This window comes from Mesorhizobium sp. Ca11, from assembly GCF_020165275.1.
Lineage (GTDB): Bacteria > Pseudomonadota > Alphaproteobacteria > Rhizobiales > Rhizobiaceae > Mesorhizobium.
Window position 1 is genome coordinate 104,214 of record NZ_JAIUHU010000013.1, and the last position, 25,975, is coordinate 130,188.

The 25,975-nt window shown below is 63.0% G+C and carries 29 protein-coding genes; 14 read left to right on the forward strand and 15 right to left on the reverse strand.

What is annotated here, in order from left to right:
• The first annotated feature begins 10 nt into the window (after window positions 1–10).
• From LB538_RS21940 to LB538_RS21950, 3 genes are all read left to right on the forward strand, one after another.
• The gene (locus LB538_RS21940; RefSeq protein WP_224529110.1) at window positions 11–1,660 is read left to right on the forward strand and encodes an ABC transporter substrate-binding protein; all 1,650 of its coding nucleotides are present in this window, start codon (window positions 11–13) and stop codon (window positions 1,658–1,660) included.
• Window positions 1,661–1,752: 92 nt separating this feature from the next.
• Window positions 1,753–2,226: a DUF3828 domain-containing protein gene (locus tag LB538_RS21945; protein WP_224529108.1), complete on the forward strand. Its 474-nt coding sequence runs from the start codon at window positions 1,753–1,755 to the stop codon at window positions 2,224–2,226.
• A 4-nt stretch (window positions 2,227–2,230) separates the two neighbouring features.
• Window positions 2,231–2,818, forward strand: coding sequence for a hypothetical protein (locus LB538_RS21950; RefSeq protein WP_224529106.1), 588 nt, complete (start codon window positions 2,231–2,233; stop codon window positions 2,816–2,818).
• A 68-nt stretch (window positions 2,819–2,886) separates the two neighbouring features.
• Here LB538_RS21950 and queF read toward each other — a convergent pair whose 3' ends face one another.
• Window positions 2,887–3,348 (reverse strand): preQ(1) synthase, encoded by a 462-nt coding sequence (gene queF / locus LB538_RS21955; RefSeq protein ID WP_140840967.1) that lies wholly within the window; start codon window positions 3,346–3,348, stop codon window positions 2,887–2,889.
• A 24-nt stretch (window positions 3,349–3,372) separates the two neighbouring features.
• Window positions 3,373–3,576, reverse strand: coding sequence for a hypothetical protein (locus LB538_RS21960; protein WP_140840977.1), 204 nt, complete (start codon window positions 3,574–3,576; stop codon window positions 3,373–3,375).
• On the opposite strand from LB538_RS21960, the gene LB538_RS21965 reads away from it, so the two are divergent.
• The gene (locus tag LB538_RS21965; RefSeq protein WP_224529104.1) at window positions 3,566–5,611 is read left to right on the forward strand and encodes an FAD-dependent oxidoreductase; all 2,046 of its coding nucleotides are present in this window, start codon (window positions 3,566–3,568) and stop codon (window positions 5,609–5,611) included. The two genes, LB538_RS21960 and LB538_RS21965, sit on opposite strands and share 11 nt — an antisense overlap.
• Before the next feature lie 95 nt (window positions 5,612–5,706).
• On the opposite strand, the gene LB538_RS21970 is transcribed toward LB538_RS21965, so the two are convergent.
• A complete protein-coding gene (locus tag LB538_RS21970; protein WP_224529102.1) occupies window positions 5,707–6,114 on the reverse strand; it encodes a hypothetical protein in 408 nt (135 codons plus the stop codon).
• 168 nt (window positions 6,115–6,282) lie between these two features.
• On the opposite strand from LB538_RS21970, the gene LB538_RS21975 reads away from it, so the two are divergent.
• On the forward strand, window positions 6,283–6,690 hold the full coding sequence (locus LB538_RS21975) for a MarR family winged helix-turn-helix transcriptional regulator (protein ID WP_224529100.1): 408 nt from the start codon (window positions 6,283–6,285) through the stop codon (window positions 6,688–6,690).
• Between the two features lie 72 nt (window positions 6,691–6,762).
• Here LB538_RS21975 and LB538_RS29200 read toward each other — a convergent pair whose 3' ends face one another.
• Window positions 6,763–6,897: a hypothetical protein gene (locus LB538_RS29200; protein WP_263482482.1), complete on the reverse strand. Its 135-nt coding sequence runs from the start codon at window positions 6,895–6,897 to the stop codon at window positions 6,763–6,765.
• Between the two features lie 787 nt (window positions 6,898–7,684).
• Window positions 7,685–9,754: a putative bifunctional diguanylate cyclase/phosphodiesterase gene (locus LB538_RS21980; RefSeq protein WP_224529099.1), complete on the reverse strand. Its 2,070-nt coding sequence runs from the start codon at window positions 9,752–9,754 to the stop codon at window positions 7,685–7,687.
• 287 nt (window positions 9,755–10,041) lie between these two features.
• Here LB538_RS21980 and LB538_RS21985 point away from each other — a divergent pair, with 287 nt between their 5' ends.
• The 3 genes from LB538_RS21985 to tdh are packed head-to-tail and all read left to right on the forward strand — an operon-like array spanning window position 10,042 to window position 12,782.
• Window positions 10,042–11,229 carry a glycine C-acetyltransferase gene (locus LB538_RS21985; protein ID WP_224529097.1) on the forward strand — a complete coding sequence of 396 codons (1,188 nt, stop codon included), beginning with the start codon at window positions 10,042–10,044 and terminating at the stop codon, window positions 11,227–11,229.
• 28 nt (window positions 11,230–11,257) lie between these two features.
• Window positions 11,258–11,701, forward strand: a complete 444-nt coding sequence (locus LB538_RS21990; protein WP_224529094.1) for an SRPBCC family protein — start codon at window positions 11,258–11,260, stop codon at window positions 11,699–11,701.
• 46 nt (window positions 11,702–11,747) lie between these two features.
• Window positions 11,748–12,782, forward strand: coding sequence for an L-threonine 3-dehydrogenase (gene tdh / locus LB538_RS21995; protein ID WP_224529090.1), 1,035 nt, complete (start codon window positions 11,748–11,750; stop codon window positions 12,780–12,782).
• Between the two features lie 208 nt (window positions 12,783–12,990).
• Here tdh and LB538_RS22000 read toward each other — a convergent pair whose 3' ends face one another.
• Window positions 12,991–13,434, reverse strand: coding sequence for a MarR family winged helix-turn-helix transcriptional regulator (locus LB538_RS22000; protein ID WP_224529342.1), 444 nt, complete (start codon window positions 13,432–13,434; stop codon window positions 12,991–12,993).
• Between the two features lie 133 nt (window positions 13,435–13,567).
• On the opposite strand from LB538_RS22000, the gene hmgA reads away from it, so the two are divergent.
• Genes hmgA through LB538_RS22020 form a run of 4 tightly spaced genes read left to right on the forward strand, consistent with a single transcriptional unit; the run spans window position 13,568 to window position 17,364 of the window.
• A complete protein-coding gene (gene hmgA / locus LB538_RS22005) occupies window positions 13,568–14,881 on the forward strand; it encodes a homogentisate 1,2-dioxygenase (protein ID WP_224529087.1) in 1,314 nt (437 codons plus the stop codon).
• On the forward strand, window positions 14,878–15,777 hold the full coding sequence (locus tag LB538_RS22010) for an MBL fold metallo-hydrolase (protein ID WP_224529084.1): 900 nt from the start codon (window positions 14,878–14,880) through the stop codon (window positions 15,775–15,777). The genes hmgA and LB538_RS22010 overlap by 4 nt, the downstream gene beginning before the upstream one ends.
• Entirely contained in the window at window positions 15,774–16,787 is a 1,014-nt protein-coding gene (locus tag LB538_RS22015) for a fumarylacetoacetate hydrolase family protein (RefSeq protein ID WP_224529081.1), read from the forward strand. Before LB538_RS22010 ends, LB538_RS22015 begins: the two co-directional genes overlap by 4 nt.
• A gap of 16 nt (window positions 16,788–16,803) precedes the next feature.
• On the forward strand, window positions 16,804–17,364 hold the full coding sequence (locus LB538_RS22020; protein ID WP_224529078.1) for a DinB family protein: 561 nt from the start codon (window positions 16,804–16,806) through the stop codon (window positions 17,362–17,364).
• On the opposite strand, the gene LB538_RS22025 is transcribed toward LB538_RS22020, so the two are convergent.
• The 3 genes from LB538_RS22025 to hppD form a co-directional block, all read right to left on the reverse strand.
• The gene (locus LB538_RS22025) at window positions 17,343–17,717 is read right to left on the reverse strand and encodes a type II toxin-antitoxin system VapC family toxin (RefSeq protein ID WP_095767795.1); all 375 of its coding nucleotides are present in this window, start codon (window positions 17,715–17,717) and stop codon (window positions 17,343–17,345) included. The genes LB538_RS22020 and LB538_RS22025 overlap by 22 nt on opposite strands.
• A complete protein-coding gene (locus tag LB538_RS22030; RefSeq protein WP_095767794.1) occupies window positions 17,714–17,941 on the reverse strand; it encodes a type II toxin-antitoxin system Phd/YefM family antitoxin in 228 nt (75 codons plus the stop codon). Before LB538_RS22030 ends, LB538_RS22025 begins: the two co-directional genes overlap by 4 nt.
• 62 nt (window positions 17,942–18,003) lie before the next feature.
• Window positions 18,004–19,119: a 4-hydroxyphenylpyruvate dioxygenase gene (hppD, locus tag LB538_RS22035; protein WP_095767793.1), complete on the reverse strand. Its 1,116-nt coding sequence runs from the start codon at window positions 19,117–19,119 to the stop codon at window positions 18,004–18,006.
• A gap of 138 nt (window positions 19,120–19,257) precedes the next feature.
• On the opposite strand from hppD, the gene LB538_RS22040 reads away from it, so the two are divergent.
• Window positions 19,258–19,725, forward strand: coding sequence for an Lrp/AsnC family transcriptional regulator (locus LB538_RS22040; protein WP_095767792.1), 468 nt, complete (start codon window positions 19,258–19,260; stop codon window positions 19,723–19,725).
• Between the two features lie 154 nt (window positions 19,726–19,879).
• On the opposite strand, the gene LB538_RS22045 is transcribed toward LB538_RS22040, so the two are convergent.
• The 4 genes from LB538_RS22045 to aztA form a co-directional block, all read right to left on the reverse strand.
• Window positions 19,880–20,218, reverse strand: coding sequence for a TIGR01244 family sulfur transferase (locus LB538_RS22045; RefSeq protein WP_224529076.1), 339 nt, complete (start codon window positions 20,216–20,218; stop codon window positions 19,880–19,882).
• A 197-nt stretch (window positions 20,219–20,415) separates the two neighbouring features.
• On the reverse strand, window positions 20,416–21,357 hold the full coding sequence (aztC, locus tag LB538_RS22050; RefSeq protein WP_224529072.1) for a zinc ABC transporter substrate-binding protein AztC: 942 nt from the start codon (window positions 21,355–21,357) through the stop codon (window positions 20,416–20,418).
• Between the two features lie 35 nt (window positions 21,358–21,392).
• The gene (gene aztB, locus LB538_RS22055; RefSeq protein WP_140634059.1) at window positions 21,393–22,268 is read right to left on the reverse strand and encodes a zinc ABC transporter permease AztB; all 876 of its coding nucleotides are present in this window, start codon (window positions 22,266–22,268) and stop codon (window positions 21,393–21,395) included.
• Window positions 22,268–23,095 carry a zinc ABC transporter ATP-binding protein AztA gene (gene aztA, locus LB538_RS22060; RefSeq protein WP_224529070.1) on the reverse strand — a complete coding sequence of 276 codons (828 nt, stop codon included), beginning with the start codon at window positions 23,093–23,095 and terminating at the stop codon, window positions 22,268–22,270. Before aztA ends, aztB begins: the two co-directional genes overlap by 1 nt.
• Window positions 23,096–23,315: 220 nt before the next feature.
• On the opposite strand from aztA, the gene LB538_RS22065 reads away from it, so the two are divergent.
• A complete protein-coding gene (locus LB538_RS22065) occupies window positions 23,316–23,660 on the forward strand; it encodes a RidA family protein (protein WP_140697768.1) in 345 nt (114 codons plus the stop codon).
• Between the two features lie 164 nt (window positions 23,661–23,824).
• Here the strand turns inward: LB538_RS22065 and hutC are convergent, their stop codons facing one another.
• Both hutC and LB538_RS22075 read right to left on the reverse strand, forming a co-directional pair.
• A complete protein-coding gene (hutC, locus tag LB538_RS22070) occupies window positions 23,825–24,571 on the reverse strand; it encodes a histidine utilization repressor (RefSeq protein ID WP_224529067.1) in 747 nt (248 codons plus the stop codon).
• 13 nt (window positions 24,572–24,584) lie between these two features.
• A complete protein-coding gene (locus LB538_RS22075) occupies window positions 24,585–25,940 on the reverse strand; it encodes a formimidoylglutamate deiminase (protein ID WP_224529065.1) in 1,356 nt (451 codons plus the stop codon).
• Between the last annotated feature and the right edge of the window lie 35 nt (window positions 25,941–25,975).

Consider the following 25,975-nt stretch of genomic DNA (forward strand, 5'->3'; position numbering starts at 1 on the left):
GAGAAAGAGAATGACACTGTTCAGAAGCAATGGCGACCGGGTTCCGGCCGCTATCGAAGCGATGGCCGAGGAGGCGCGGGCAGGGCGTGTCGACCGGCGCGAATTCCTGGCTCTGGCAAGCGCTTTCGGTGCATCGACGGCTTTCGCCTATGGCATGCTCGGCCTTGCCGCGCCGACCAAGGCCTTTGCCGATGAGCCCAAGAAGGGCGGTACGCTGCATGTCGCGATGTCGGTCAAGGCGCAGAAGGATCCGCGCACCTATGACTGGACGGAGATGGCAAACGTCACCCGCACGTGGCTGGAACCGCTGGTGCGCTACACGCACCAGTTCACTTTCGAGCCGGTGCTGCTCGAAAGCTGGGACGTCAATGACGACGCCACCGAATACACGCTGCACCTGCGCAAGGGCGTGACCTGGAACAATGGCGATGCCTTCAACGCCGATGATGTGGTTTTCAATCTGAACCGCTGGTGCGAGAAGGGGGCGTCCGGCAATTCCATGGCGGCTCGTGTCGGCGCGCTTATCGATGCCAAGACTGGCAAGGCCAAGGACGGCGCGATCACCAAGGTCGATGACCACACGGTCAAGCTGAAGCTCAACGAAGCCGACATCGCCATCATCCCCGGCCTCACCGACTATCCGGCCCTGGTCGTGCACCGCGACTTCGACAAGGACGGCGCCGACCCGATCAAGAAGCCGATCGGCACCGGAGCTTTCGAGCTGGTGTCCTATTCGGTTGGTCAGAAGGCGGTCGTCAAGCGCCGCGAGAACGGCAAGTGGTGGGGCGGCGAAGCGCCGCTCGACGGCGTGGAGTTCATCGACTACGGCACCGACTTCAACGCTACGCTGAATGCCTTCGATTCCGGCGAGATCGACCTCGACTTCGAAACGCCGGCCGACTACATCGACCCGCTAGACAAGATGGATCTGGTGAAGTCGGAGGTCGCGACGGCGACCACGCTCGTTGCCCGCACCAACATCACGCATAAGCCCTATGACGACAAGCGGGTGCGCAACGCGCTGCAGATGGCGGTCGACAACAACCAGGTGATGCAGCTCGGCTATAATGGCCGCGGCACGGTCGGCGAGAACCACCATGTCAGCCCGATCCATCCTGAATACTACCCGCTGCCCAAGAAGGAGCGCGACGCCGCCGGCGCCAAGAAGCTGATGGCGGAGGCAGGTCAGGCCGATTTCGAGCATGAGCTGATCACGGTCGAGGACGAATGGCAGAAGAACACCGGCGATGCGATTGCCGGCCAGCTGCGCGACGCCGGCATCAAGGTGAAGCGCACGGTGCTGCCCGGCTCGACCTTCTGGAACGACTGGACGAAATATCCTTATTCCATGACCATCTGGTACATGCGCCCGCTCGGCGTGCAGGTGCTGGCGCTCGGCTACCGCACCGGCGAGGCCTGGAACGAGACAGCCTATTCCAACCCGGAGTTCGACGCCAAGCTCAAGGATGCGCTGTCGCAGATCGACGTCGCCAAGCGCAAGGAGGTGATGAAGGATGTCGAGGCGATCCTGCAGGATTCCGGCGTCATCATCCAGCCCTTCTGGCAGAAGCTCTACTGCCACATGAACAAGAAGGTGAAGAACTATTCGATGCACCAGACCTACGAAATGGACTTCCAGAACGTCTGGCTGGATGCCTGAGCGCGACTGGACTTCATGAGCCGCAAAAAAGCCGGTATGCAGGATGCGTGGCAGCGAGCTTGCCGCCACGCACCGAACCTCGGAGATCCTGCATGAAGCCGACAATGCTTGCCGCTGCCATGTCGATAGCCTTGCCCGGCGCCGCGCTTGCCGGGCCGGCTTCCAACACCGTGAAGTTCTTCTATGTGCCGGAGGTGAAGTTCGAGGCGGACGCCAAATACCGCGACCGCTTCACCGAGCCGGTGACCAAGCTGTTCGAAGCCAACGACAAGGCGCAGAAGGAGAAGCCCGACGAGGTATCCTGTATCGACTTCGACCCCGGCCTCGACGCCCAGGATTTCGACCAGAAGACCCTGTCGAAGACGCTGAAGCTCACCGAAGCCGTCAACGGCGACACCGCCGAGGTGACGGCAAGCTTCAATCTTTTCCCGGAAGGCGATGACTCCAAACGCGAAATGGTGTGGTCGCTGAAGAAAGTGGACGGCAAGTGGAAGATCGCCGATATCACCTCCAAGACCAGCGACTGGAAGCTCAGCGCGCTGGAATGCGGCGCCTCGACGGAGTGACGCCGTGCTTCGCTGGTCCGTCCTCGTGCTGTCGAGCTTGTCGATGCTGGCCGCGGGGCTGAGCGGCGGAGTCTCGGCGCAGGCGCTCTTCGGCTCGCCGCCCCCGAACGCGTCTTCAGGCGACAAAGCGCCCGAGACCGACAAGTCGCCGCCTGCCGCGGCGCCGGAAACCAAACCAGCCGAACCGGCGCCCGTCGCACCTGTCCTGCCCGGATCGCCGACCGCGGTGGTGAAGCCGTTCTACGAACATGTCGGGTTGGAACTCGACCCTTCTCAGCGCAAGAATTTCATCGATCCGGCGAAAACCGTGCTCGACAAGAGCGATGCGCTACGCGTCTCGGGGCAGGGCGAGTGCCTCGACCCCAACATGGCGCTCGACAATGCAGATTATGACAAGCTCGCCATCGACCGGAGCCTGCGCACCATCGAAGCCGTCAATGGCGACGAGGCCAAGGTGGTCGTCGCCTTCGCCGTCGAAGGCCACCAGCACCGGCTGGAATGGAAGCTGAAGAAGGTCGGCGGCGCCTGGAAGGTCTCCGACCTTCTGTCGGTCACCGGCGAGTGGGCGCTCAGCCAGTATCAGTGCGAATGATAATGGTGATTGAAGATCAGGGCTGGCGTTCCTTCGCGCGCTGTCCCGCCAGCCTTTCGCAACAAATCTCAACCCCTTCCGCGATAGGGCGCAACGCCAGTATCCGGCAGCCAGGCGTCCTTGGGCGGCGCGCCGGTCTGCCAGAAGACGTCGATCGGAATGCCGCCGCGCGGGAACCAGTAGCCGCCGACGCGCAGCCAGAGCGGTTTCGTGGCCTCCACGATGCGGCGGCCGATCATCACGGTGCACTCCTCGTGGAAGGCGCCGTGGTTGCGGAACGAGGTCATGAACAATTTCAGCGACTTCGATTCCACCAGGGTCCGGTCAGGCGCGTAGTCGATGACGATTTGCGCGAAATCCGGCTGGCCGGTGACCGGGCACAGCGAGGTGAATTCGGGGCAGGTGAAGCGCACGATCGCCGGCGGGCCGTCGCCGCGCTGGAACGGCACGGTCTCCAGGACCGCCTGTTCGGGGCTCTGTGGCGTCTCGACGTGCTTGCCGAGCTGGGTGAGGTTTTTGGCGTCGGTCATGGGCGGGCTCCTTGCTCCCGGCCGTTAGAAGCGCAGTTCAATGCGGCGGGCGCGAAACGAAGGTTGAAAGAAGCGTTGCAGTCCTCTCGGGCGCAGCGCGTTTGACCGCTCATTAGCATCGGACCGAAAAGTGCGCAGCGGTTTTCGGATGAATCCGATGCGTGAAATGGAAGCGGGAGCGCTCCGCTCCCGCACAATTTGAAACGGCAGGAAGACAATGACCAGCAACGACCCGCTTCTCCAACCCTATCAGCTCAAGCACCTGACGCTGAAGAACCGGGTGATGTCGACGAGCCATGAGCCGGCCTATTCCGAGGACGGCATGCCGAAGGAGCGCTACCGGCTCTACCATGCCGAGAAGGCCAAGGGCGGCATGGCGCTGACCATGACGGCGGGCTCGGCGATCGTCTCGCGCGACAGCCCGGCTGCCTTTGGCAACCTGCATGTCTATGACGACCGTATCGTGCCGTGGTTGGCCGAACTGGCAGACGCCTGTCATGAGCATGACTGCAAGGTGATGATCCAGATCACTCATCTCGGCCGCCGCACGGGCTGGAACAAGGCCGACTGGCTGCCGGTGCTTTCGGCCTCGCCGGTGCGCGAGCCGGCGCACCGCGCGTTCCCGAAGACCATCGAGGAGTGGGATATCGAGCGCATCGTCGCCGACTATGCTTCCGCCGCGCAGCGCTGCCAGGCAGCCGGGCTCGACGGCATCGAGTTCGAATCCTATGGCCATCTGATGGACGGCTTCTGGTCGCCTTTGACCAACCATCGCGACGACGAGTTCGGCGGCTCGCTCGACAACCGGCTGCGCTTCACCGACATGGTGCTCGACGCCGTGCGCGCCGCGGTCGGTAGAGAATTCATCGTCGGCATCCGCATGGTCGCCGACGAGGATGTCGAAAAGGGCATCTCGAAGGAAGTTGGCGTCGAGATCGCCAGGCGCTTGGCCTCATCCGGCAAGGTCGATTTTCTCAACATCATCCGCGGCACGATCGAGACCGACGCGTCGCTGACCAAGGTCATCCCGGTGGCCGGCATGCGGTCCTCGCCGCATCTCGATTTCGCCGGCGAGGTGAGGGCGGCGACGAAATTCCCGACCTTCCATGCGGCGCGCATTTCCGATGTCGCAACGGCCCGCCACGCCATCGCCACCGGCAAGCTCGACATGGTCGGCATGACCCGCGCGCATATCGCCGATCCGCATATCGTCCGCAAAGTGATGGAGGGCCGCGAGCACGAGATCCGGCCTTGCGTCGGCGCCACCTATTGTCTCGACCGCATCTATGAAGGCGGCGAGGCGCTGTGCGTCCACAACGCCGCGACCGGCCGCGAGGCGACCATTCCGCACGTCATCGCCAAGAGCGAGGGACCGAAGAAGAAAGTCGTGGTGGTGGGCGCTGGCGCCGGCGGCCTGGAGGCCGCCCGCGTGGCGGCCGAGCGTGGCCATCAGGTGACTGTGCTCGAAGCCTCCAGCCAGGCAGGCGGCCAGGTGAGGCTCGCAACCCACAACCCGCGCCGCAAGGAACTGATCGGCATCATCGACTGGCGATTGGCCGAGCTCGACCGTCTCGGCGTCGAGATCCGCTACGACACCTGGGCCGAGAAGGATGACGTGCTGGCGTTGGCGCCGGATGTGGTGATCGTGGCGACCGGCGGCATGCCGCAGAACCCGCCGCTGACGGCCGGTGACAATCTTGTCACCTCGAGCTGGGACATCATGGCCGGGAGCGTCAAGCCGGCCGAGAACGTGCTGCTTTACGACGACAATGGCGGCCATCAGGGCATGGGCGCTGCCGAGCTGATCGCCAACAGTGGCTCGAAGCTGGAATTGGTTTCGCCCGAGCGCTTCTTCGCGCCGGAAATGGGCGGCCTGAACCACGTGCCCTATATGCGCGCCTTCCATGAGAAGGGCGTCACCGTCACCATCAACACCCGCCTGCGTTCGGTTCGCCGCGAGGGCAACCAGCTCGTCGCCGAGCTGGCGTCGGACTTCGCCGACGGCTGGCGCGGCGAGCGGCGCATCGACCAGGTGGTGGTCGAGCACGGCACCGTGCCGCTCGACGATCTTTATCTGTCGCTCAAACCCCTGTCGAAGAACGGCGGCGCGGTCGACTATGAGCGGCTGGTGAGCGGCGGCGACATCTTCCCCGCTCGCAATGCCGAAGGCGGCTTCGTGATGTTTCGCATCGGCGACGCTGTCGCCTCGCGCAACATCCACGCCGCCATCTATGACGGGATCCGGTTTGGGATCAGGATCTGAGGGTTGTGACGCGCAACGGACCTTTGCAAGGAGAGCCACCTGCCGCTTTGGTCCGTTGCGCGCCGCGCCCGGTCGGTTTTGCCGGCCGTGCGATTTCAAAACAGCTTGGCAGACGCCATGCAAAACACGGTGATAACCAGCAGCCCGCCGGCAATGCGTTCGCCTCTGGTCATTTTCGCCCGCAGCTGGGTTTGCCTCGCTTGATCTGCGCCGGCCAGCTGTCTGCTGGCGGAGGCGACAAGCGCACCCTGCACGCCGGCGGCGACCAGCGCCGTCAAAATGCCCAGCGCCAGCACCTTCTCCATTGAGCCGAAAGCCCCTTCGTGGAAGAAATACCAGAGCAGTATGCCAGTCAGGAACGCCAGGCCGGAGGCGCCGAGCTGCGGCCGGATGAAGCGCTCCGCCTTGATCTCCGGATCGCGGGCAACCGCAATGGTTGTGCCGGCCCAGAACACGCCGGCCATGACGTGCAGGCCGATGGTGACGATATAGACATATTGCATGACCGCATTCCTCTCTGCCGCCGCCGCGCGTCGCAGCATGCCGACGCCATCAATAAGACAAAGTTAGATATCTAACGGTTAGATGTCAATCATGAAGCCAGGTTTCATGTTCCAATCGCTTTGCTCTACTGTCAGGTCATGACACCGTTTGACCGTCCGCCCGTCGGCATGACTCTCGCTCGTACCTCGAAAGTGGTGGCGCAGGCTTTCGATGCCGCGATGGTCGAGGCCGGTGGCACGCTGCCGGTCTGGGTGACTTTGCTGTCGGTCAAGTCGAAGGAACTGGCGAACCAGCGCGAGCTTGCCGGGATGATCGGCATCCAGGGTGCGACGCTTACCCATCATCTCAACGGCATGGAGGCGCAAGGATTGCTGACACGCCGCCGCGATCCGGAAAACCGCAGGGTCCATCAGGTGGCGTTGACGGAAGCCGGCGAAGCGCTGTTCGAAAAGTTGCGCCTCGCGGCGGTAGCCTTCGACAAGCGTCTGCGGGCTGGTATCCCCGATGACAAGCTCGCCGAATTCACGCAGGTGCTTGCGGCCCTTAGGCGCAACGCCGAGCCGCCTCAGTCGTAACCGGCTATCGCGCCGAAGGCGTAGTGGCGCAGCTTGAGCGCCGCGATCAACGCCGTCAGTTTCGCCTTGCCGTCAAAAGAGCACGTCGAGGATGTTGCTGGTGCCGTTCAGCGGACCGTCGTCGAAGGTGACGTAAATGGTGCGATCGGCGGCCAAGGCCGGCCATGCGATCGACAACAGCAGTGGCAGGATAAGGCGAAGCGGCATCCGCGAGATCCGGTTGCGATCTCTCAGGCCGCCATGGCTGAACCGACGTGTCAAGTTGGCTGAACACTGGGTAGTGGGTCAGTTTGAAATTGCTCACCTCTAGGAGGCCTTCCAGCGCCTATAATCCGATTATAGATTGTCCTCAAGTTTTATTAGAGTATGCTTATATTAGGCACAGAGGGCCCTGCCTCCAATGATGCGGCGTACAAAGCGTCTTAGGGAGGAAAACCATGAGAACCCTTCTTATCGTCACGACGGCACTTGCATTCGCAGCCTCCGCTCCCGCGCTTGCGGACCCTAAAGGCAGCACTACGACGACCACGTCTGAACAGGGACATAGCGGGAACCCGCCAAACAATGACAATGGGACGACCACGACCACCACAACGACCGGACCAAGCGGTCAGATAAACAATGGGAAGCTCGACTGTAACAATTGCGATACGACCACCACGACGACTGGGCCTGGCAACAGCACCAAATAAGAGCGCGGAACTCCGCTTACCGGGGCGCCTTCCCCAATGCGCCCCGCTTTTTTCCCCATCCCGATCGCCGCAGGGCTTACAACATAGCGGCTTGCTTTTTGTAGGGGCCGCGCGCCAGCCGCCTCAGTCGTAGTCCGATGTCGCGCCGAAGATGTAGCGTCGCCGTACCCTTCATAGGGCGGAGACACTTATGAGGGCTTCGGCCGGCGAGAACCGGAGCGGAGCGTACTTAACGTACGTGAGCGCAGGAAGCGCAGAAGGCCGCTGTTCACGGGCCGGCCTCACCCGAATAGCAACTGACCTTAGGCCAAGCTGCCCTGCAGCACCTTCAGCTTCGTCTTCTTCGGGCTACGCGCCAAAAGCCATTCGCGCGCCTTGTCCTGCGGCATCGGGAAGGCGATGGAATAGCCTTGCACCTGGTCGCAGCCGATCGCCATCAGCGAGTCGAGCTCGGCCTCGGTTTCGGCGCCCTCGGCGACGATCGAGATGCCGAGCCCGCGGGCAAGCTCGGTGATGGCGCGCACGATCTTGGAGTTGTCGCCGTTCTCGTTGATGTTCTGGACGAAGCGGCGGTCGATCTTGAGCCGGTCGATCTCGTTGGGGTTGACGTGGCTGAGCGAGGCATAGCCGGTGCCGAAGTCGTCAAGCTCGAGATGCACGCCGGCGGCGCGGATGTGGCGCAGCTTGGCGGCGATCCCGGTCTTCTCGTCATCGAGGATGACGGATTCCACGATCTCCAGCGCCAGCTTCTGTGGGGGCAGCCCTGCCCGCTCCAGCGTGCCGAACAAGAAGGCGTCGAAATCGAGCTCGCGCAGCTCCGTGCCCGAGACATTGACGGCGATGCGCCCGAAATCGATGCCGGCGCGGTTCCATTCGGCGGCTTCCTCGATCGCTTTGGCGATAACGATGCGGCCGACATCCGGCATGAAGCCGCATTTTTCGGCGACGGGAATGAATTCGCCGGGCGAGATCATACCGCGCGTCGCGTGTTTCCAACGCACCAGCGCCTCGATGCCGCTGATCTTGCCGCTGGTCAGCGATACCTGCGGCTGGAAATAGACCTCAAAACTCTTGTTGGCGATCGCCGTGCGGATGTCCTGTTCGAGCTGCTTGCGGTAGTCTAGCTCGCGGCGCAGTTCCTCGGAGAAGAAGGAGAAGTTGCCGCCGCCGAGCTTCTTGGCGGAATAAAGCGCGAGATCGGCATGGACGAGCAGGTCCTGCGCGTTGTCGGCGTCGACCGGATAGACGGCGATGCCGGCGCTGGCGCCGGGCATGATGGTCGTGCCCTGGAACGTGATCGGCTCGTTGATCTCGCCGAGGATGCGCTTGGCCAGCGCATGGATGTCCTCGGTGCTGCCGGCGCCGTTGAGGATCATGACGAACTCGTCGCCGCCAAGCCGCGCGCACAGATCCGACGCGCGGCAGGAATCGCGCATGCGCTGCGCGGTCACCACCAGCACGTAGTCGCCGGCGGCATGGCCAAGCGTGTCGTTGATCTGCTTGAAGCGGTCGAGATCGAGCTGGATCACCGCCAGGCGCTCGCGGCGGCGGTGAGCGCCTTTGATCAGCGTTTCGAAATGGTCGGTAAGGAAGGTGCGGTTGTGCAGCCCGGTCAGGCCGTCATGCACGGCGATGAAGGCCATCGAGTTGCGCGCGTCGACCAGCTCGCGTGTCTTGCGCAGGATGGCGTTGGACATCGGCCGGAAAATGAACAACGCGACCAGCACGATGACGCCAAGGGTGGCAAAGAAAAGGGTGCGGTGCAGGTTGAGCAATTGACCGGAGCGTTCGTCTGCAAAGGCGCTGATGCGCTGGCCGAGCGCGGCATAGCCGGACAAGGTCGCATTGGCGAGGGAGGCGTCGAGGCCGGCGCGCTCGGTGCCGCCCTTGTAGCCATCGCTTTGCATGCCGAGTTGGGATCCGAAGGACGAGGCCAGTCGCTCTCCGTTGGCCACCAGACCGACGGAGAAATAGTCGAGATGGAACGGCTTGCTGAACAGCACGTATTCGATCGATTTGGGATCGTTGCGCGCCGGCGACAGCGGGTCGGCGCCGGTCTCGGTGAGCAGCCGGTCGTAATTGGTTTCGAACTCGCCGGTCGCCTGCTTGAGCGCGGTCACCAGCGCCGGCTGCTTGTCGCGCGAGGCAGCACCCGTGGCGCTGGCCAGGAAGACGATGCGCTGCGACAGCGCCTTCTGCGTCTGGACGATGTCGAGCAGCGCATCATTATGCTGCTGCTGCGCCATCAACTGCTGCAGAAGGATGAAGGAGGCGATCACCATGGCGGCGATAATCGTCAGCGCCAGCCAGTAGCCGGTCTTGATGAGCAGGATCAGCTTGCGCGAAACGCTCTGCACTGGCTGCTGCGACATAACTGGGTGACCCCTCCGGTCGACGGATACCTGCCAAGGATTCGTGGCGGGAAAACGATTAACTTGAAAGGGTTAACGGGTCGGCAAGGTGATCGCGGCAGCGCGGAAAAGCTCGCAAGATGGTTATCACGTCCTTTCTCGCACATCTCTTTTTTGATCCTATTGCCGCCACGCCATCGCAGGGATTGCGACCGGGCTTTCTCAGCGCCACCGAAGCGGTCGCTTTTGCGATGGATTTTTCGTGCCCGTAGCGCGACAGTCCGGCCTCGAACCGAACAGGGCCGACCATGAGCAAAGCATTCCTTTCCCATATCGATAGCGAGCTTCAAGGGCTGAAATCGGCCGGACTCTACAAGTCCGAGCGGGTGATCTCCTCGATGCAATCCGCCGAGATCGAGGTCGGCGGCGAAAAGGTGCTGAATTTCTGCGCCAACAACTATCTCGGGCTCGCCGACAGCCCGGATCTGCGCGACGCGGCAAAGCACGCGCTCGACCGCTACGGCTACGGCATGGCCTCCGTGCGCTTCATTTGCGGCACGCAGGAGGAACACAAGCAGCTCGAGGCGACCATCTCCTCCTTTCTGGGCATGGACGATACCATCCTCTATTCTTCCTGCTTCGACGCCAATGGCGGCCTGTTCGAAACGCTGCTCGGCGAGGAGGACGCCATCATCTCGGATGCGCTGAACCACGCCTCGATCATCGATGGCGTGCGGCTCTCGAAGGCCAAACGTTTCCGCTACGCCAACAACGACATGGCCGATCTCGAGGCCCGGCTGAAGGAGGCCAAGGACTGCCGCTTTCGGCTGATCGCCACCGACGGCGTGTTCTCGATGGACGGCATCATCGCCAATCTCAAGGGGGTCTGTGACCTCGCCGAGAAATACGACGCCATGGTCATGGTAGACGACAGCCATGCGGTCGGCTTCGTCGGCAAGAACGGCCGTGGCTCGGCCGAGCATTGCGGCGTCGAGGACAGGGTGGAGATCATTACCGGCACGCTTGGCAAGGCGCTGGGCGGTGCCTCCGGCGGCTACACGTCGGGCAAAAGCCAGGTGGTCGACTGGCTGCGCCAGCGCTCGCGCCCCTATCTCTTCTCCAACACGCTGATGCCGGCGATCGCCGGCGCCTCGATCAAGGTCTTCGACCTGATCCGCCATGGCGACGCGTTGCGCGAGCGACTATATGCCAATGCGGACCGGTTCCGTTCCAGCATGGGCAAACTGGGCTTCACGCTGGCTGGCGCCGATCATCCGATCATCCCGGTGATGCTGGGCGATGCGGCACTGGCGCAGGAGATGGCGCAGCGCATGCTGAAGCGCGGCATCTATGTCATCGGTTTCTCCTTTCCGGTGGTGCCGAAGGGCCAGGCGCGCATCCGCACGCAGATGTCTGCCGCCCATTCCAGCGCCGACATCGACAGGGCCGTCGCGGCCTTCGGCGACGTGGGAAAAGAACTGGGTGTAATCGCTTGACCCACGCCGAGGAAAACAGAAGTCGGCCATGACGATCGATGTCACGAGCAGGATCGAGATCGCCAGGCCCCGCGCGGTCGTCGCCGCCTTTTCCGCCGATCCGGACAACGTGCCCCGCTGGTACGTCAATATCAAATCGGTCGAATGGAAGACGCCCCGACCGGTTCAGGTAGGATCGAGAATTGCATTCGTAGCGCAGTTCCTCGGACGGCGGCTTGTTTACACCTACGAAATTGTCGATCTCGTGCAGGGCGAGCGGCTGGTGATGCGAACCGCCGAAGGACCGTTTCCCATGGAAACGAGTTATGCATGGCGCGATACCCGAGAAGGCGCTACCCATATGGCGCTCCGGAACCGCGGTACCCCGACAGGCTTTTCCCGTCTTGTGGCGCCGTTTATCGCCCTGGCCGTTCGGCGTTCGACCAATCGAGACTTGCTCAGGCTGAAGAACATTCTGGAGGCGGCGCACTGATGAAACCGATCCCATCAAGACAGGCAAGATTTTTGAGGAGCGTCTGATGTCGAACATGATGAAGGCGCTGGTGAAGGCCAAGGCCGAGCCGGGCATCTGGATGGAAGAGGTGCCGGTGCCGGAGATCGGCCCCAACGACGTGCTGATCAAGGTCAAGAAGACCGCGATCTGCGGCACCGACGTCCATATCTACAATTGGGACCAGTGGGCGCAGAAGACGGTGCCCGTGCCGATGGTGACGGGCCACGAATTCGCCGGCACGGTCGCTGATTTCGGCTCCGCGGTCACCGAATACAAGGTCGGCCAGCGCGTGTCGGGCGAAGGCCACATCGTCTGCGGCCATTGCCGCAACTGCCGCGCCGGGCGAGGGCATCTCTGCCGCAACACGCTCGGCGTCGGCGTCAACCGTCCCGGCGCCTTCGGCGAGTATCTGGCGATCCCACAGCACAATGTCGTGCCGATCCCCGACGATGTGCCGGACGAGATCGCCGCTATCTTCGATCCGCTGGGCAATGCCGTGCACACAGCCTTGTCCTTTGATCTGGTCGGCGAGGACGTGCTGGTCACCGGCGCCGGGCCGATCGGCATCATGGGTGCGCTGGTGGCGCAATGCGTCGGCGCGCGAAAGGTCGTCATCACCGATATCAACCCGGTCCGGCTGGATCTGGCGCGAAAACTCGGTGTCCAGCATGTCGTCGACGCCTCGAAGAAAAAGCTGCGCGATGTGATGCCGTCGATCGGCATGAGCGAGGGTTTCGACGTCGGGCTGGAGATGTCAGGCGCGGCCCCTGCCTTTCGCGACATGATCGACACTATGAACAATGGCGGCAAGATCGCCATCCTCGGCATCGCGCCGACCGGCTTCGAGATCGACTGGAACAAGGTCATCTTCAAGATGCTGCATCTCAAAGGCATCTACGGCCGCGAGATGTTCGAGACCTGGTACAAGATGATCGCCCTGGTGCAAGGCCCGCTGGATGTCTCGGGGCTGATCACCCATCGCATCGGGATTGACGATTTCCAGGTGGGGTTCGATGCGATGAGGAGTGGGAGTTCTGGGAAGGTTGTGATGGATTGGTGAGAGCCTCTGGAGAGATGTCGAGTTCCTTCGCCCCCCTCTCTGTCCTGCCGGACATCTCCCCCTCAAGGAGGGAGATCAGCCGTCACATCGGCCTTCGCCAATCGCGGACGTTGCAAGACGAGCGCCGTCGCCAAAGCTGCCAATCTCCCCCCAAGAGGGGGAGATGTCCGGCAGGACAGAGGGGGGCGCTGTCCCGCCGGCCTCTCATCTACTTTCTCTCCAAAGCCTCTTCCAGCGCCGCCACCCCCCTGGCAATCGCCGCGCGCTCCTCCACACTCAGCTTCCCCAGCAACTCCCTTTCAAACGCCTTCGCCAGCGGCACCATCTCGCGATAGGCGGCTAAACCCGTCTTGGTCAGCGCCAGGCGCTCTACGCGGCGATCATTCTCATCCGGCGTCCGCGTCAACCACCGCCGCCGTTCCAACTCCGCCACCGCGCGCGACACCTTCGTCTTGTGCATGGCCGACTGTTCACCGAGTTCGGTCGCCGTCATCGTGCCCCGCTCGCCAAGCCCCGACAGCGTGCGCCATTCCGGTCGCGTCAGACCGTGGCGCTCTTTGTAGATGCGCGAAAATTCGCGGCTGACGGTATCCGCCAACCGATAGAGTCTGTAGGGCAGGAAGCTTTCCAACTCGAGGATATCCGGTTCCATGAAGCGCTCCCGGGATGCCGCGCGGCCGTTGATAGTTACATTTTCGATGGTTACAAATGAAACCAGTTTGGTCAACATCGCCGGCAGCGCCGCGTTGTCAGGACGCTGGCAAGCCAGGATCAGGGAGGATCGGATGGCCTTTTCCTACATGCCGGGTTTCGGCAATGATTTTGAAACCGAGACGCTGCCCGGGTCGCTGCCGCAGGGCCGCAACTCACCACAGCGGCCGGCCTATGGCCTCTATGCCGAGCAACTGTCCGGCTCGCCCTTTACCGCGCCGCGCGGCACCAACGAGCGCTCCTGGCTTTACCGCATCCGTCCGAGCGTGAAGCACACCGGCCGATTCAAGGGCGCCAGCTACCCCTTGTGGAAGACCGGGCCTAATATCGGCGACCACGAGCTCGCGCTCGGCCAATACCGCTGGAACCCGACGCCAATGCCGACCGAGCCGACCGACTTCATTTCCGGCATGCGTACCTTCACCACGGCCGGCGATGCGGTCGGCCAGTCGGGCATGGCGGCGCATGTTTATGTCGCCAACCGGTCGATGGTGGACGACCATTTCTTCAACGCCGACGGCGAATTGCTGGTCGTGCCGCAGGTGGGCGCGCTGCGCTTCGTCACCGAGATGGGGGTGATCGAGCTTCGCCCCGGCGAGATCGCGGTGCTGCCGCGCGGCCTCGTCTTCAAGGTCGAGCTCGCCGACAAGGAGGCGCGCGGCTATGTCTGCGAGAATTACGGCGCCAAGTTCACCATGCCCGACCGCGGCCCGATCGGCGCCAATTGCCTGGCCAATCCGCGCGATTTCAAAACGCCCTGCGCCTGGTTCGAGGAGAAGGAGACGCCCTGCCGGCTGATCGTCAAATGGTGCGGCGCCTTCCACGTTACCGAACTCGGCCATTCGCCGCTCGACGTCGTCGCCTGGCATGGCAACTACGCGCCCTACAAATATGATCTGGCGACGTTTTCGCCCGTCGGCGCCATCCTGTTCGACCACCCCGATCCATCGATCTTCACCGTGCTGACAGCGCCGAGCGGCGAGGAGGGCACGGCCAACGTCGACTTCGTCATCTTCCCGCCGCGCTGGCTGGTGGCCGAAAATACGTTCCGGCCGCCCTGGTACCATCGCAACATCATGAGCGAGTTCATGGGCCTGATCCATGGCCAGTACGACGCCAAGGAGGAAGGTTTCGTGCCCGGCGGCATCAGCCTGCACAACCAGATGCTGGCGCATGGCCCGGACGCTTCCGGCTTCGAGAAGGCGACGCGCGTCGACCTGAAGCCGGTCAAGCTCGACAACACCATGGCCTTCATGTTCGAAACGCGCTTTCCGCAGATGCTGACGCGCTACGCCGCCGAGCTCGGCACCTTGCAGGAGAACTACATCGACTGCTGGGCCGACCTGAAGAAGCGTTTCAACGGCACTCCGGAAGGCGACTGGTCTTGAATACCGAAAACGTGGATCGGCTCGTCCTGCTCGGCTCCAAGGGTGGCCCGGCAGTCCGGCCGGGCGGACCCTGGCCGAGTTCGTCGCTGCTTGAAATCGGCGGGCGCACCATCGTCGTCGATTGCGGGCTGGGCGTCACGCGTGCGCTGACTGATGCCGGCGTCAGCCTGAAGGCGCTCGACCTGATCTTCGTCACGCACCTTCATTCGGACCACGTTCTGGAACTCGCGCCGCTGATCCACACCGCCTGGACGGCGGGGCTGGCGACGCCGGTGACCGTTTTTGGCCCACCCGGCACGGGGTACTACTGGCAATGCTTCTGCCAGGCGATGGAGTTCGACATCGAGATCCGCATCATCGACGAAGGCAGGCCGGACATCCGCGACCTGATCACGGTCGAGGAGTTCGGCGAAGGGTCGGTTTTGGACGAGCGAGGTCTGACGGTGACTTCGTTGCGCGTCGACCATCCGCCGGTCACCGACTGTTTTGCGCTGCGTTTCGAGCAGGGCGGCAAGAGCGTGGTGTTTTCCGCCGACACTGCCTTCTTTCCGCCACTGGCTGAGTTTGCCAAAGCTGCCGACATCCTTGTCCATGAGGCCATGCTGGAGGGGGGCGTGGAGCGACTGGTCGCCCGGACCGGCAACGGCGCGCGACTGCGCGAGCATCTCCTAGCCAGCCACAGTTTTGCCGACGAAGCAGGCCGCATCGCCAGCGATGCCGGGGTGAAGCGGCTGGTGCTCAACCATCTCATTCCAGCCGACGATCCGGCGATCGGCGAGGACGACTGGATCGACGCCGTCAGGAAAACTTGGGCCGGCGACTTGACGATTGCCCGCGACGGCCTTGTTGTGGGGCTAGGCGGTCAGAAGGCCGCTTCAGGAGAGGAAACCGCATGAAGCTTGCCACATTGAAGAACGGGACGCGCGACGGAAAACTGGTCGTGGTCTCGCGCGATCTGACGCGGTTCACCGACGCTTCCTTCCTGGTGCCGACGCTGCAGGCTGCGCTCGACGATTGGCGCCGCATTGCGCCGCATCTGGCGGCCATGGCCGAATCGCTTGAGACCAACGCAGTTCCCTCGGCGCGTTTCCACGAGCACGACGCGCATTCGCCGCTGCCGCGCGCCTATCAATGGGCGGACGGTTCGGCCTATGTGAACCATGTCAAGCTGGTGCGCAAAGCGCGCGGCGCCGAGATGCCGGCGAGCTTCTGGACCGATCCGCTGATCTACCAGGGCGGCTCGGACTCCTTCATTGCGCCGCGCGATCCGATCCGCATGGCCGACGAGGCCTTTGGCATCGACATGGAGGCCGAGGTCGCGGTCGTCGTCGACGATGTGCCGATGGGCGCCAGTCTGGAACAAGCGAAGGAGGCAATCCGCCTCATTATGCTGGTCAACGACGTCACACTGCGCGCCATCACCGGGCCGGAACTGGCCAAAGGCTTCGGCTTCTTCCAGTCGAAACCTTCGTCGGCCTTCTCGCCAGTGGCGGTCACGCCCGACGAACTGGGCGATGCCTGGGACGGCGGCAAGGTCAATCTCTCGCTGCTGGTCGACGTCAACGGCAAGCCGTTCGGCCGCGCCAATGCCGGCGTCGACATGACCTTCGATTTCCCGACGCTGATCGCGCATGCCGCGAAAACCCGGCCGCTCGCCGCCGGCACCATCATCGGCTCGGGGACCGTCTCCAACAAGCTCGACGGCGGCCCTGGCAAGCCGGTCTCGGCCGGCGGCGCCGGCTATTCCTGCGTTGCGGAACTGCGCATGATCGAGACCATCGAAGGCGGCGAGCCGAAGACACCCTTCCTGCGTTTCGGCGACACGGTGCGCATCGAGATGAAGGACAGAACCGGCCATTCGATCTTTGGCGCCATCGAGCAGAAGGTCGAGAAATACGAGGGGTGAGGGGAGCATTGAGCCGGTGACCATGCTGGAGCACCTGCGCCGCATGGCGCGCAACAATCTCTGGTCGAACGACCGGCTCTATCGTGCAGTGCTGGCGCTTCAGCCCGGCGAGTTCGCAGCCGGGCGCACCAGCTTCTTTCCGTCGATCAGGGAGACGCTCAACCACATCCTGGCGGTCGACCTTCTCTATCTCGAGTTCCTGACGGATGGTGGCCGTGGTGCCGCAGCCTACGACGACTACGTGCCCTTCAACGATGCAGTAGGTCTGGCACAGGCACAGGCCGATTTCGACCGCAGGCTCGTTGCTTTCTGCGATGCACTTTCAGAGACCGATCTCGATCGCCGCGTCATAACCGACCGGCGCGAGGATGGCATGATCCCCGAAAAGATCGGCGACATCCTCGCGCATGTCTTCCTGCACGACATCCACCACCGCGGGCAGGTGCATGCCATGCTTTCCGGCACTTCCGTTCCGCCACCGCAATTGGACGAGTTCCTGCTCGAGTACGACCTGAAGCTGAGGAAAGAAGAGGTCGAACGGTTGGGACTGGATGATCAGACCAAGGCAACGTCGTAGGCTGCGAAGTGCCGATCCGCAGTGACCATCGTCAGATCTTCAATTTGAGCCTGCGCGATGAGTAGACGGTCGAATGGATCACGATGATGAAGCGGCAGATGCTCAAGCCTCGCTGCGTGCAATTCATTGACGCCGAGGATCGGAATGCCGTTCGACTTCAAGATCTCCACGATATTGCCTGTGAGCGTGACTTTGCCGAGCGATTTCTTGATGGCGATCTCCGCCACCGAGATGGCGCTGACGACCACATCCTCACTCGCAAGAAAGATGTCCCGATGATGGTCCGAAAGGCGTGAATCCGCGTTGAGTACCCAGAGTAGAATATGAGTATCGACCAGATATTTGCGGCTCATTTGATGTACTCGTCCCATTCGGGGCCGAGTTCATCAAAATCATCCGATATCCAAATTTGGCCTTTCAGGGCTCCAAACAGACCCTTGCTCCCCGCAGGCCGGGCAGGGGCGCTCAAGGTTGCCACAATCTCCCCGTGCCGGGTCAGATTGATCTTTTCGCCGGCCTGGGCCCGCTTCACCAACTCGGCGAGTTGGGCCTTTGCTTTTGCCATCGGAACGTTCATTGCCAACCTCTTATGACCAGAATTTAGGTCATAATTGGTCCGGCCGCAAGTAAGCTCAGGCGTTACGCCGCCTTGCCGTCCAGCTTGATCACGCCGCGCTTGATCTGGTCCTGCTCGATCGATTCGAAGAGCGCGCGGAAATTGCCTTCGCCAAAACCTTCATCGCCCTTGCGCTGGATGAACTCGAAGAAGATCGGGCCGATCACGGTTTTGGAGAAGATCTGCAGCAGGATCTTGGTCGTACCGCCGTCGACCACGCCTTCGCCGTCGATCAGGATGCCGTGCTTTTTCATGCGCTCGATCGGCTCGTCGTGGCCGTGCACGCGCTCATGCGACATCTCATAATAAGTGTCGGGCGGGCCGGGCATGAATTTCAGCCCGTTGGCGGCGAGCTTGTCGGTGGCCTCGTAGATCGCATCGGTGCCGACCGCGATGTGCTGGATGCCCTCGCCATTGTACTTCTTCAGATACTCGGCGATCTGGCTGGTCTCGTCCTTGGACTCGTTCAGCGGAATGCGGATCTTGCCGCAGGGCGAGGTGATGGCGCGGCTGACCAGGCCGGTGATCTTGCCGTCGATGTCGAAGAAATGGATCTGCTTGAAACCGAACAGGTCGCGATAGAAATCCCACCACTTGTCCATGTTGCCGCGATAGACATTGTGGGTGAGGTGGTCGAGATAATAGAAGCCGACGCCTTCGGGCTTGGGGTCGCGCTCGCCCAGCCATTCGAACTCGGCGTCATAGGCCGAGCCTTTCTCGCCATAGGCTTCGATGAAATAAAGCAGCGAGCCGCCGATGCCGACGATGGCCGGCACGTCCAGTGCCTTGTCGGTGCCTTCATAGGGCGTGGCGCCCTTTGAGACGGCATGGTTGAAGGCATGTTTGGCATCGACCACGCGCCACGCCATCGAGGCAGCGCAGGGGCCGTGCTTTTCGACGAACTTCATCGCATGCGAGCCGGGCTCGGCATTGACGACATAATTGATGTCGCCCTGGCGCCAGACGGTGATGTCCTTGCTGCGATGCTTGGCCACCGCGACATAGCCCATGCGGGCAAAGAGCTCGGCGAGTTTTGCCGGCTCTGAATGCGCGAACTCGACGAATTCGAAGCCGTCGGTGCCGGCGGGGTTTTGCTTGCTGATCCTGGCGGGCGGGGCGTCGTGCGGGAACGGGCCCATGGCAGTCCTCCGAAAGCTGTTGCGGCCAAGCTTGGCCATCTTTCGCCATAATAGCGCGGAGCAGCCGCACGGTGCTTGCATTCAACCGCCTGAAATGGTCATCATGTGCGCAAATTATGCATGAATGGAGGATTGCTCGTGGATGATACGCGTCTCGATCAATTTGACCGCAAGATAATGGCGCTTCTGCAGGAGGATGCACGCTATACCAACAATGACCTTTCGGAGCGCGTGAACCTCTCGCCCTCGCAATGCTCGCGCCGCCGCCAGCGGCTGGAGGATGATGGCTACATCAAAGGATACCGCGCCGTGCTCGACCGCGATCGTCTGGGCTTTTCGCTGGTCAACGTCATCTCGGTGACTTTAGCCACCCACAACCGCGACAATGCCCGCCGCTTCGGCGAGCTGGTGGCCCGCCTGCCCGAAGTGCAGGAGGCGCACGCGCTGACCGGCGAGATGGACTACATCCTGAAGGTGGTGACGCCCGACCTCAAGTCACTGTCCGAGTTCGTCAACGGCGTGCTCCTGCCGCACGAATCCGTGCAGCATGTGAAGACCGCGATCGTGCTGGAGACGCTGAAGGAAACCGGCGCGCTGCCGATTTAAAGTGTGCCGATATTCGGGTGAGGCCGGCCTGCAAACGGCGGCTTCCTGCGCTTCCGGTGCTCACGTACTTAAGTACGCTCCGCTCCGGTTCTCGGAAGCCACCATTTTCGGCTCGGCCTGACCTGAATCTCAGCGCACTTTCGCGGCAAATCCGTCACCCTCGCTGCTGCTGGATCAGCCCATAAAGGTTGGTGCAACGCGCCCCGGAGCGGCAGTAGGCAAACACCGGCCCTTCGAGTTCATCCAGCGCGGCGGCCTGGTCCTCGACATTGTCCAGGGTGATCTGGCCGCTGATGACCGGGATGTAGCGGAAGCCGAGGCCGGCCGCCTCGGCCGCTGCCTTGACGCTATCGGCCGAAGGCTGGCCCGGCTGCTCGTCGTCCGGCCGGTTGCAGATCACGCTTTTGAAGCCGGCGTCCTTGATGGCGGCAATATCCTGCGGCTGGATCTGGCCGGAGACCGAATAGTCGTCGCTGATCTGGCGGTATTCCATGATGTGGTCCTCGCAATCTCTTTGGCGCAGTCATGCCACCCCGGGGCATGAGCGGCAATCCGTACGAGCGGATTTCTCTGCCAAATAGAGAATGTGCGCCGGAAAATCCAACCGGCTCCCGCAGCGCCGCGTCCCTCTCGGATACGCAATGGACGCTGCGGCAACCCAAGATGCCGGGCCGGTTGATGCCTCGCCGCTCAGCTTCCCAGGATCGCGCCTTTGATCTGCGTGATGTTGTTGTGCATCATGTCGATATAGGTCGCGGCGGGACCATCGGGCTGAGACAGCGCGTCCGAATAGAGCGTGCCGCCGACCTTGATGCCGGTCTCGCCGGCAATCTGCTCGATCAGCCGCGGATTGGTGATGTTTTCCACGAAGATCGCCGCCGCCTTATCCTGCTTGACTTGGCTGACCAGCTTGGCGACGTCGGCCGCCGACGGTTCGGAATCGGTCGAGATGCCTTGCGGCGCCAGGAAGGTCAGGCCGTATTCGTGCTCGAAATAGCCGAAAGCATCATGCGAGGTGATGACGACGCGCTTGGCTTGGGGGATCGACTGGATCGCCGCCTTCACTTCGCCCTCCAGCCCATCGAGCTTGGCAGTATAGGCGGCGGCGTTGGCCTTGTAGCTGTCGCAGCCTGCGCTGTCGGCCGCGCAGAAAGCGTCGGCAATGTTCTTCACATAGATCTTGGCGTTGGCGATCGACTGGAAGGCGTGCGGATCCGTGACCGTCTTGCCGCTTCCGGTGCCGGCCCCTTCTGCGGCATCCGCATCGGCGAATTCCGGCTTGAAGTCGATCGGCGTCACGCCCTTGGTCAGCGTCACGATCGCGGCCTTGGTGGCGCTGGCATCGACCAGGCGCTGCAGGAAACCCTCGAAATGCAGGCCGTTGACCAGCACGACATCGGCTTTGGCCATCGCCACCGCGTCCGCCGGGCTCGGCTCATAGACATGCGCGTCGCCGTCCGGCCCGACAATGGTGGTGATGTTGACCCGGTCGCCGCCGACATTTTTCGCAAAGTCGGCAATCACGGTGAAGCTCGCCACGACCTTGAGCGGCGCCGCGAAGGCGGACGATGTCGCGAAAGCGCTTAATGTTATAACACTCAACGTCAGCGCGGCACGGAAGGATTTCAGCATTGGCAACGTCTCCTTTTAAGGGGTGGGAATGAGGGTCAGGCGGTTCGGTGTCGGTGATGCACGATGCGTGCACGCAGCACGCCGCGCGTGCCGAACAGGATCGAGCAGAAATAGACGACGCCGGCCGAAAGGATGATCGCCGGGCCAGAAGGCAGCGAGGCGTGATAGGACAAGAGCAGCCCGGCGATGCAGGAGGCGAAGCCGATCAGCACCGCCAGCGCGCACATCGGCTCCACGCGCGCCGTCCAGAAGCGGGCCGCGGCGGCAGGCAGCATCATCAGTCCGACCGACAGCAGCGTGCCCAACGCCTGGAAGCCGCCGACGAGGTTGAGCACGACAAGGCCCAAGAAAATGAAATGCACCGGGCTGCCCATGCGGCTCACCGAGCGCAGGAACAGCGGATCGAGGCATTCGGCGACAAGCGCGCGCCAGAAGATGGCGAGACAGGCTAGCGTCACCGCCACGATTCCGCCGATCAGGATCAGCGCCTCATCGTTGAGCGCCAGCACCGTGCCGAACAGCACATGCATCAGGTCGACGCTGGAGCCGCGGATCGACACCATCAGCACGCCGACGGCCAGTGAGATAAGATAGAAGGCCGCCATCGAGGCGTCCTCGCGCTGGATGGTGAAGCGAGAGACGGCACCCGCGCCGAGCGCCACGATGATGCCGGCGATCAGCCCGCCGATGGTCATCGGCAGGATTTCGAGGCCATAAAGCAGGAAGCCGGCGGCAGCGCCGGGCAGGATGGCATGCGCCATCGCGTCGCCCGACAGGCTCATGCGCCTGAGCATCAGGAAGACGCCGACCGGGCAGGCGCCGAGCGACAGCATCAGCGAGCCGAACAGCGCCCGCTGCATGAAGGCGAAGTCGGCGAAGGGCGCGATGAACAGGCCGTAGAGGAAATCCATCATGCCGCCCTCGGTCCGGAGCCGTGATGATGGTCGTGTCGGTGGTCGTGCCCATGATCATGATCGTGCGCGCGATCATGGCTGTGTTCATGCTCACTCGGCTCGCACCACGGCGCGTTTTCTTCCCACGCCTCGTGGAAGCGCCTTGCCTTGAGCAGATTTTCCGGCCGCAGCGTGTCCTTGGTGTCGCCCCAGGCGACAGGCTGGCGGGCAAGCAGCAGCGTCTCCGGGAAATTCTGCCGCACCAGGTCGAGGTCGTGAATCACGACCATGATCGTGCGCTCCTCGCCATGCCAGCGCTTTATCAACTGGATGAGATCGCCCACGGTCTTGGAGTCGACCGCGTTGAACGGCTCGTCGAGCAGGATGAGGTCGGCGTCCTGCAACAGCACGCGGGCAAACAGCGTGCGCTGCAGCTGTCCGCCGGACAGCGTGTCGATCGGCCGCTTCTCGAAGCCGCCGAGCCCGACCGCCATCAGCGCCTTGCTGACGGATTCTCGGTCCTCTTTGGTGTAGCGCCCGAGCATGCCGCGCTTTGGCCATAGGCCGAGCGAGACCAGATCGACGACGCGCGCCGGAAAGGAGCGGTCGAGCTCCGACTGCTGCGGAAGATAGGCGGTGCGGACACCCGGCATGCGGACCACCGCGCCTTCCATCGGCTTCAGCACGCCGACGATGCCCTTCATCAGCGTCGATTTGCCCGAGCCGTTGGCGCCGACCACCGCGGTCAGCGAACCTTTGCGGACGGTGCCGTTCAAATGATGGATGGCCGCGTGGCTGTTGTAGCCCAGCGTCAGGTCGCGGAAAGTCAGGCAGGCATTGGTCATCGGGCGGCGATCCGCGAAATCGAGTGAGCTGTCGATATGTGATGTTATTACATTAGTCAACACGCCAGGCTGGCGCAATTGTGTCACGACCGGTCAACTCGCCGTGTAGGTGGGCGGCAGAGACCGGATACTTGGCTCAATTGGTTTCGCGTCCGCCGGCCTTGCCCCGCGTCCGCCCGGACTCTAAAGAGCAGCGACTCCCATAACGAAGGAACCTCCAATGAGCATTCGTCGCATCGATGTCGGCCCGCGCATGAGCCAGATCGTCATCCATGGCAACACCGTCTATCTGGCCGGCCAGGTCGGCGAGCCCGGCGGCAACGTTGCCTCGCAGACCCGCGACATCCTCAAGACCATCGACGAATTGCTCGCCAAGGCCGGCACCGACAAGACCAAGATCGTCCAGGCGATCATCTGGCTGGCCGACATGGGCACCTTCGCCGAAATGAACTCGGAATGGGACAAGTGGGTGCCGCAAGGCCATACCCCAGCACGCGCCACCGGCGAAGCCAAGCTCGCCGCCCCGGAATATCTGGTCGAGATTATTGTGACTGCGGCGATCTGAGGCGCCGACTTTCCCTTCTCCCCTTGTGGGAGAAGGTGGCCGCGAAGCGGCCGGATGAGGGGTGCTCCAGGGAATGCCAGCGTCTCACTCCGCTGGAACACCCCTCATCCGTCTCGGCGCTGCGCGCCGATCCACCTTCTCCCACAAGGGGGGAGGAGAAGAGCTCACCCCTGCGACGGGGTAAATCGCGCCACCAGCGTGTGGCTCTCCGCCGGATAGATGAACCGAACATGCGTCACCGGATGCTCGGCGCTCCAGGTGCGGCGTTCGACCACCAGGCAGGGCGCGCCCACGTCGATGTCTAGCGCATCGGCGATCGTCTCGTCGGCGGCCATGGCGCGGATGCGGTGCTCGGCCTCGCTCCACGGAACGCGGCCGATCAGCCACGGGCCTGGCGCGATGTCGAGAAATTCCTCCTCGGCTGCCTCGGCCACCGCAGAAAGATTGATCAGCCGCTGCTCCAGCGCGAACGGCCGTTCGCCGGCAAAATGCAGGCCCTCCAGCGCCAGCACCGGACCTGATCGGGAAAGCCCGAGCAGCGCGCGGTCCTCGGTGCCACTGCGCCGCTTCAGGCGTTCCAGCCGCTTATAGCGATAGGGCAGGCCGAGCGCCTCGACCTCGATTCTGATGTCATGCAGCTCAAGCACCGCCGCTTGCGACTGCGGCTGGCGCACGAAACTACCGGAGCGGCGGCGGCGCTCGATCAGCCCGGCCTTGGCCAACTGCGACAGCGCCTTGTTCACCGTCATGCGCGAGCAATTGTAGTGATCCGTCAGCTCGTGCTCGAAGGGAATGCGATAGCCCGGCGCCCAGGCGCCCGACAGGATCTTTTCGCGGATATCCGACAGGATGCGTTGATGCAGCGAGAGGATCTCGCCGCCTTCGATGTCATCTATCTCGACAAGGCTCATCGGATGTTCCTGTTCAGCCCTGCGACAATGCGGTCATGACTTCGCGGAACCGCTTGGCAACCGCCTCGCGCTTGGCATGTCTGCCGCCGCTGACCTGCTTCTTGCCATGCACCCAAACGCAATCGACCTTGCTGCCGTTGGCGAAAATCCAGGTGTCGAGGATCGCGTCGCCAGCCTTGCCGGCAACCCAAGGATGGCCAGCGTCGAGCGAGACCAAATCGGCGGGGCAGCCGGCGGCAATTTGCGCCGGACCGGCGCCGAGCGCCTGGCTGCCGCCGTCGAGCGAGGCGTCGAACAGGGCGCGCCCCGTCGAGCCGCCGGTGCGGGCCAGCACGTTGCGGGCGCGATGGGCGAGGCGCTGCGAATATTCGAGCTGCCGAAGCTCGTCCGGCAGGCCGATCAGCACATTGGAGTCGGAGCCGACGCCAAAGCGGCCGCCATGCTCGATGAACAGTGGCGCCGCGAACGTGCCGTCACCGAGATTGGCTTCGGTGATCGGACAGAGCCCTGCGACGGCGCCGGTCCGGGCCATGGCAATGGTCTCGGCCTCGGTCATATGGGTGGCGTGGATCAGGCACCAGCGCTTGTCGACTTTGGCGTTGGCCAGCAGGAATTCGACCGGACGCTTGCCCGACCAGGCGACGCAGTCCTCGACTTCCTTCATCTGTTCGGCGACATGGATATGGATCGGTCCGTCCGGTGCCATCGCGGCGACCGCATCGAGCTCGTCCGGCGTCGCGGCGCGCAGGCTGTGCGGCGCAACGCCGACGACGACCTGCTCCAACGAGCGAACGCCCTCGCGGCTTTTCTCAAGCAGGCGCCCGAAGCGCTCGACATCATTGATGAATCGCCGCTGCCCTTCGTTGGGAGCGGCGCCGCCGAGGGCCGAATGGGCATAGAAGACCGGCAGCAGTGTCAGGCCGATGCCGGTGTCTGCGGCGGCAGCCGAGATCCGCTCTGCCATCTCGGCGATATTGGCATAAGGCTGCCCGTCGCGGTCGTGATGCAGATAATGGAACTCGCCGACGCGCGAAAAGCCGGCCTCCAGCATTTCGACATAGAGCTGCGCCGCCACAGCCTCGACCTGGTCCGGCGTCATCGACAGCGCGAAGCGGTACATCACTTCGCGCCAGCTCCAGAAACTGTCGGCCGAAGGGCCGCGTAATTCGGCCAAACCCGCCATGCCGCGCTGGAAGGCGTGGCTGTGCAAATTGGGCATACCGGGCACAACGATGGCATGGCGTTCGTCACCAGCCCGAGCGGCAGCGCTGGCCTCGACCTTCGAGATGCGGCCATCCTCGAAGACGATCCTCACATTGCTTTGCCAGCCCTCGGGCAGAAGCGCCTGTTCCGCAAAGATTGCCGTCACCTGCGTCTCCAAATCTCGATGCGTGAGCGACGATA

What these genes read in the sequence shown, in the direction of transcription:
- LB538_RS21940 (WP_224529110.1), top strand. Translation starts at nt 11, where the DNA reads ATGACACTGTTCAGAAGCAATGGCGACCGGGTTCCGGCCGCTATCGAA.
- LB538_RS21945 (WP_224529108.1), top strand. Translation starts at nt 1,753, where the DNA reads ATGAAGCCGACAATGCTTGCCGCTGCCATGTCGATAGCCTTGCCCGGC.
- queF (WP_140840967.1), bottom strand. Translation starts at nt 3,348, where the DNA reads ATGACCGACGCCAAAAACCTCACCCAGCTCGGCAAGCACGTCGAGACG.
- LB538_RS21965 (WP_224529104.1), top strand. Translation starts at nt 3,566, where the DNA reads ATGACCAGCAACGACCCGCTTCTCCAACCCTATCAGCTCAAGCACCTG.
- LB538_RS21970 (WP_224529102.1), bottom strand. Translation starts at nt 6,114, where the DNA reads ATGCAATATGTCTATATCGTCACCATCGGCCTGCACGTCATGGCCGGC.
- LB538_RS21975 (WP_224529100.1), top strand. Translation starts at nt 6,283, where the DNA reads ATGACTCTCGCTCGTACCTCGAAAGTGGTGGCGCAGGCTTTCGATGCC.
- LB538_RS29200 (WP_263482482.1), bottom strand. Translation starts at nt 6,897, where the DNA reads ATGCCGCTTCGCCTTATCCTGCCACTGCTGTTGTCGATCGCATGGCCG.
- LB538_RS21980 (WP_224529099.1), bottom strand. Translation starts at nt 9,754, where the DNA reads ATGTCGCAGCAGCCAGTGCAGAGCGTTTCGCGCAAGCTGATCCTGCTC.
- LB538_RS21985 (WP_224529097.1), top strand. Translation starts at nt 10,042, where the DNA reads ATGAGCAAAGCATTCCTTTCCCATATCGATAGCGAGCTTCAAGGGCTG.
- LB538_RS21990 (WP_224529094.1), top strand. Translation starts at nt 11,258, where the DNA reads ATGACGATCGATGTCACGAGCAGGATCGAGATCGCCAGGCCCCGCGCG.
- tdh (WP_224529090.1), top strand. Translation starts at nt 11,748, where the DNA reads ATGTCGAACATGATGAAGGCGCTGGTGAAGGCCAAGGCCGAGCCGGGC.
- LB538_RS22000 (WP_224529342.1), bottom strand. Translation starts at nt 13,434, where the DNA reads ATGGAACCGGATATCCTCGAGTTGGAAAGCTTCCTGCCCTACAGACTC.
- hmgA (WP_224529087.1), top strand. Translation starts at nt 13,568, where the DNA reads ATGGCCTTTTCCTACATGCCGGGTTTCGGCAATGATTTTGAAACCGAG.
- LB538_RS22015 (WP_224529081.1), top strand. Translation starts at nt 15,774, where the DNA reads ATGAAGCTTGCCACATTGAAGAACGGGACGCGCGACGGAAAACTGGTC.
- LB538_RS22025 (WP_095767795.1), bottom strand. Translation starts at nt 17,717, where the DNA reads ATGAGCCGCAAATATCTGGTCGATACTCATATTCTACTCTGGGTACTC.
- LB538_RS22030 (WP_095767794.1), bottom strand. Translation starts at nt 17,941, where the DNA reads ATGAACGTTCCGATGGCAAAAGCAAAGGCCCAACTCGCCGAGTTGGTG.
- hppD (WP_095767793.1), bottom strand. Translation starts at nt 19,119, where the DNA reads ATGGGCCCGTTCCCGCACGACGCCCCGCCCGCCAGGATCAGCAAGCAA.
- LB538_RS22045 (WP_224529076.1), bottom strand. Translation starts at nt 20,218, where the DNA reads ATGGAATACCGCCAGATCAGCGACGACTATTCGGTCTCCGGCCAGATC.
- aztC (WP_224529072.1), bottom strand. Translation starts at nt 21,357, where the DNA reads ATGCTGAAATCCTTCCGTGCCGCGCTGACGTTGAGTGTTATAACATTA.
- aztB (WP_140634059.1), bottom strand. Translation starts at nt 22,268, where the DNA reads ATGGATTTCCTCTACGGCCTGTTCATCGCGCCCTTCGCCGACTTCGCC.
- aztA (WP_224529070.1), bottom strand. Translation starts at nt 23,095, where the DNA reads ATGACCAATGCCTGCCTGACTTTCCGCGACCTGACGCTGGGCTACAAC.
- LB538_RS22065 (WP_140697768.1), top strand. Translation starts at nt 23,316, where the DNA reads ATGAGCATTCGTCGCATCGATGTCGGCCCGCGCATGAGCCAGATCGTC.
- hutC (WP_224529067.1), bottom strand. Translation starts at nt 24,571, where the DNA reads ATGAGCCTTGTCGAGATAGATGACATCGAAGGCGGCGAGATCCTCTCG.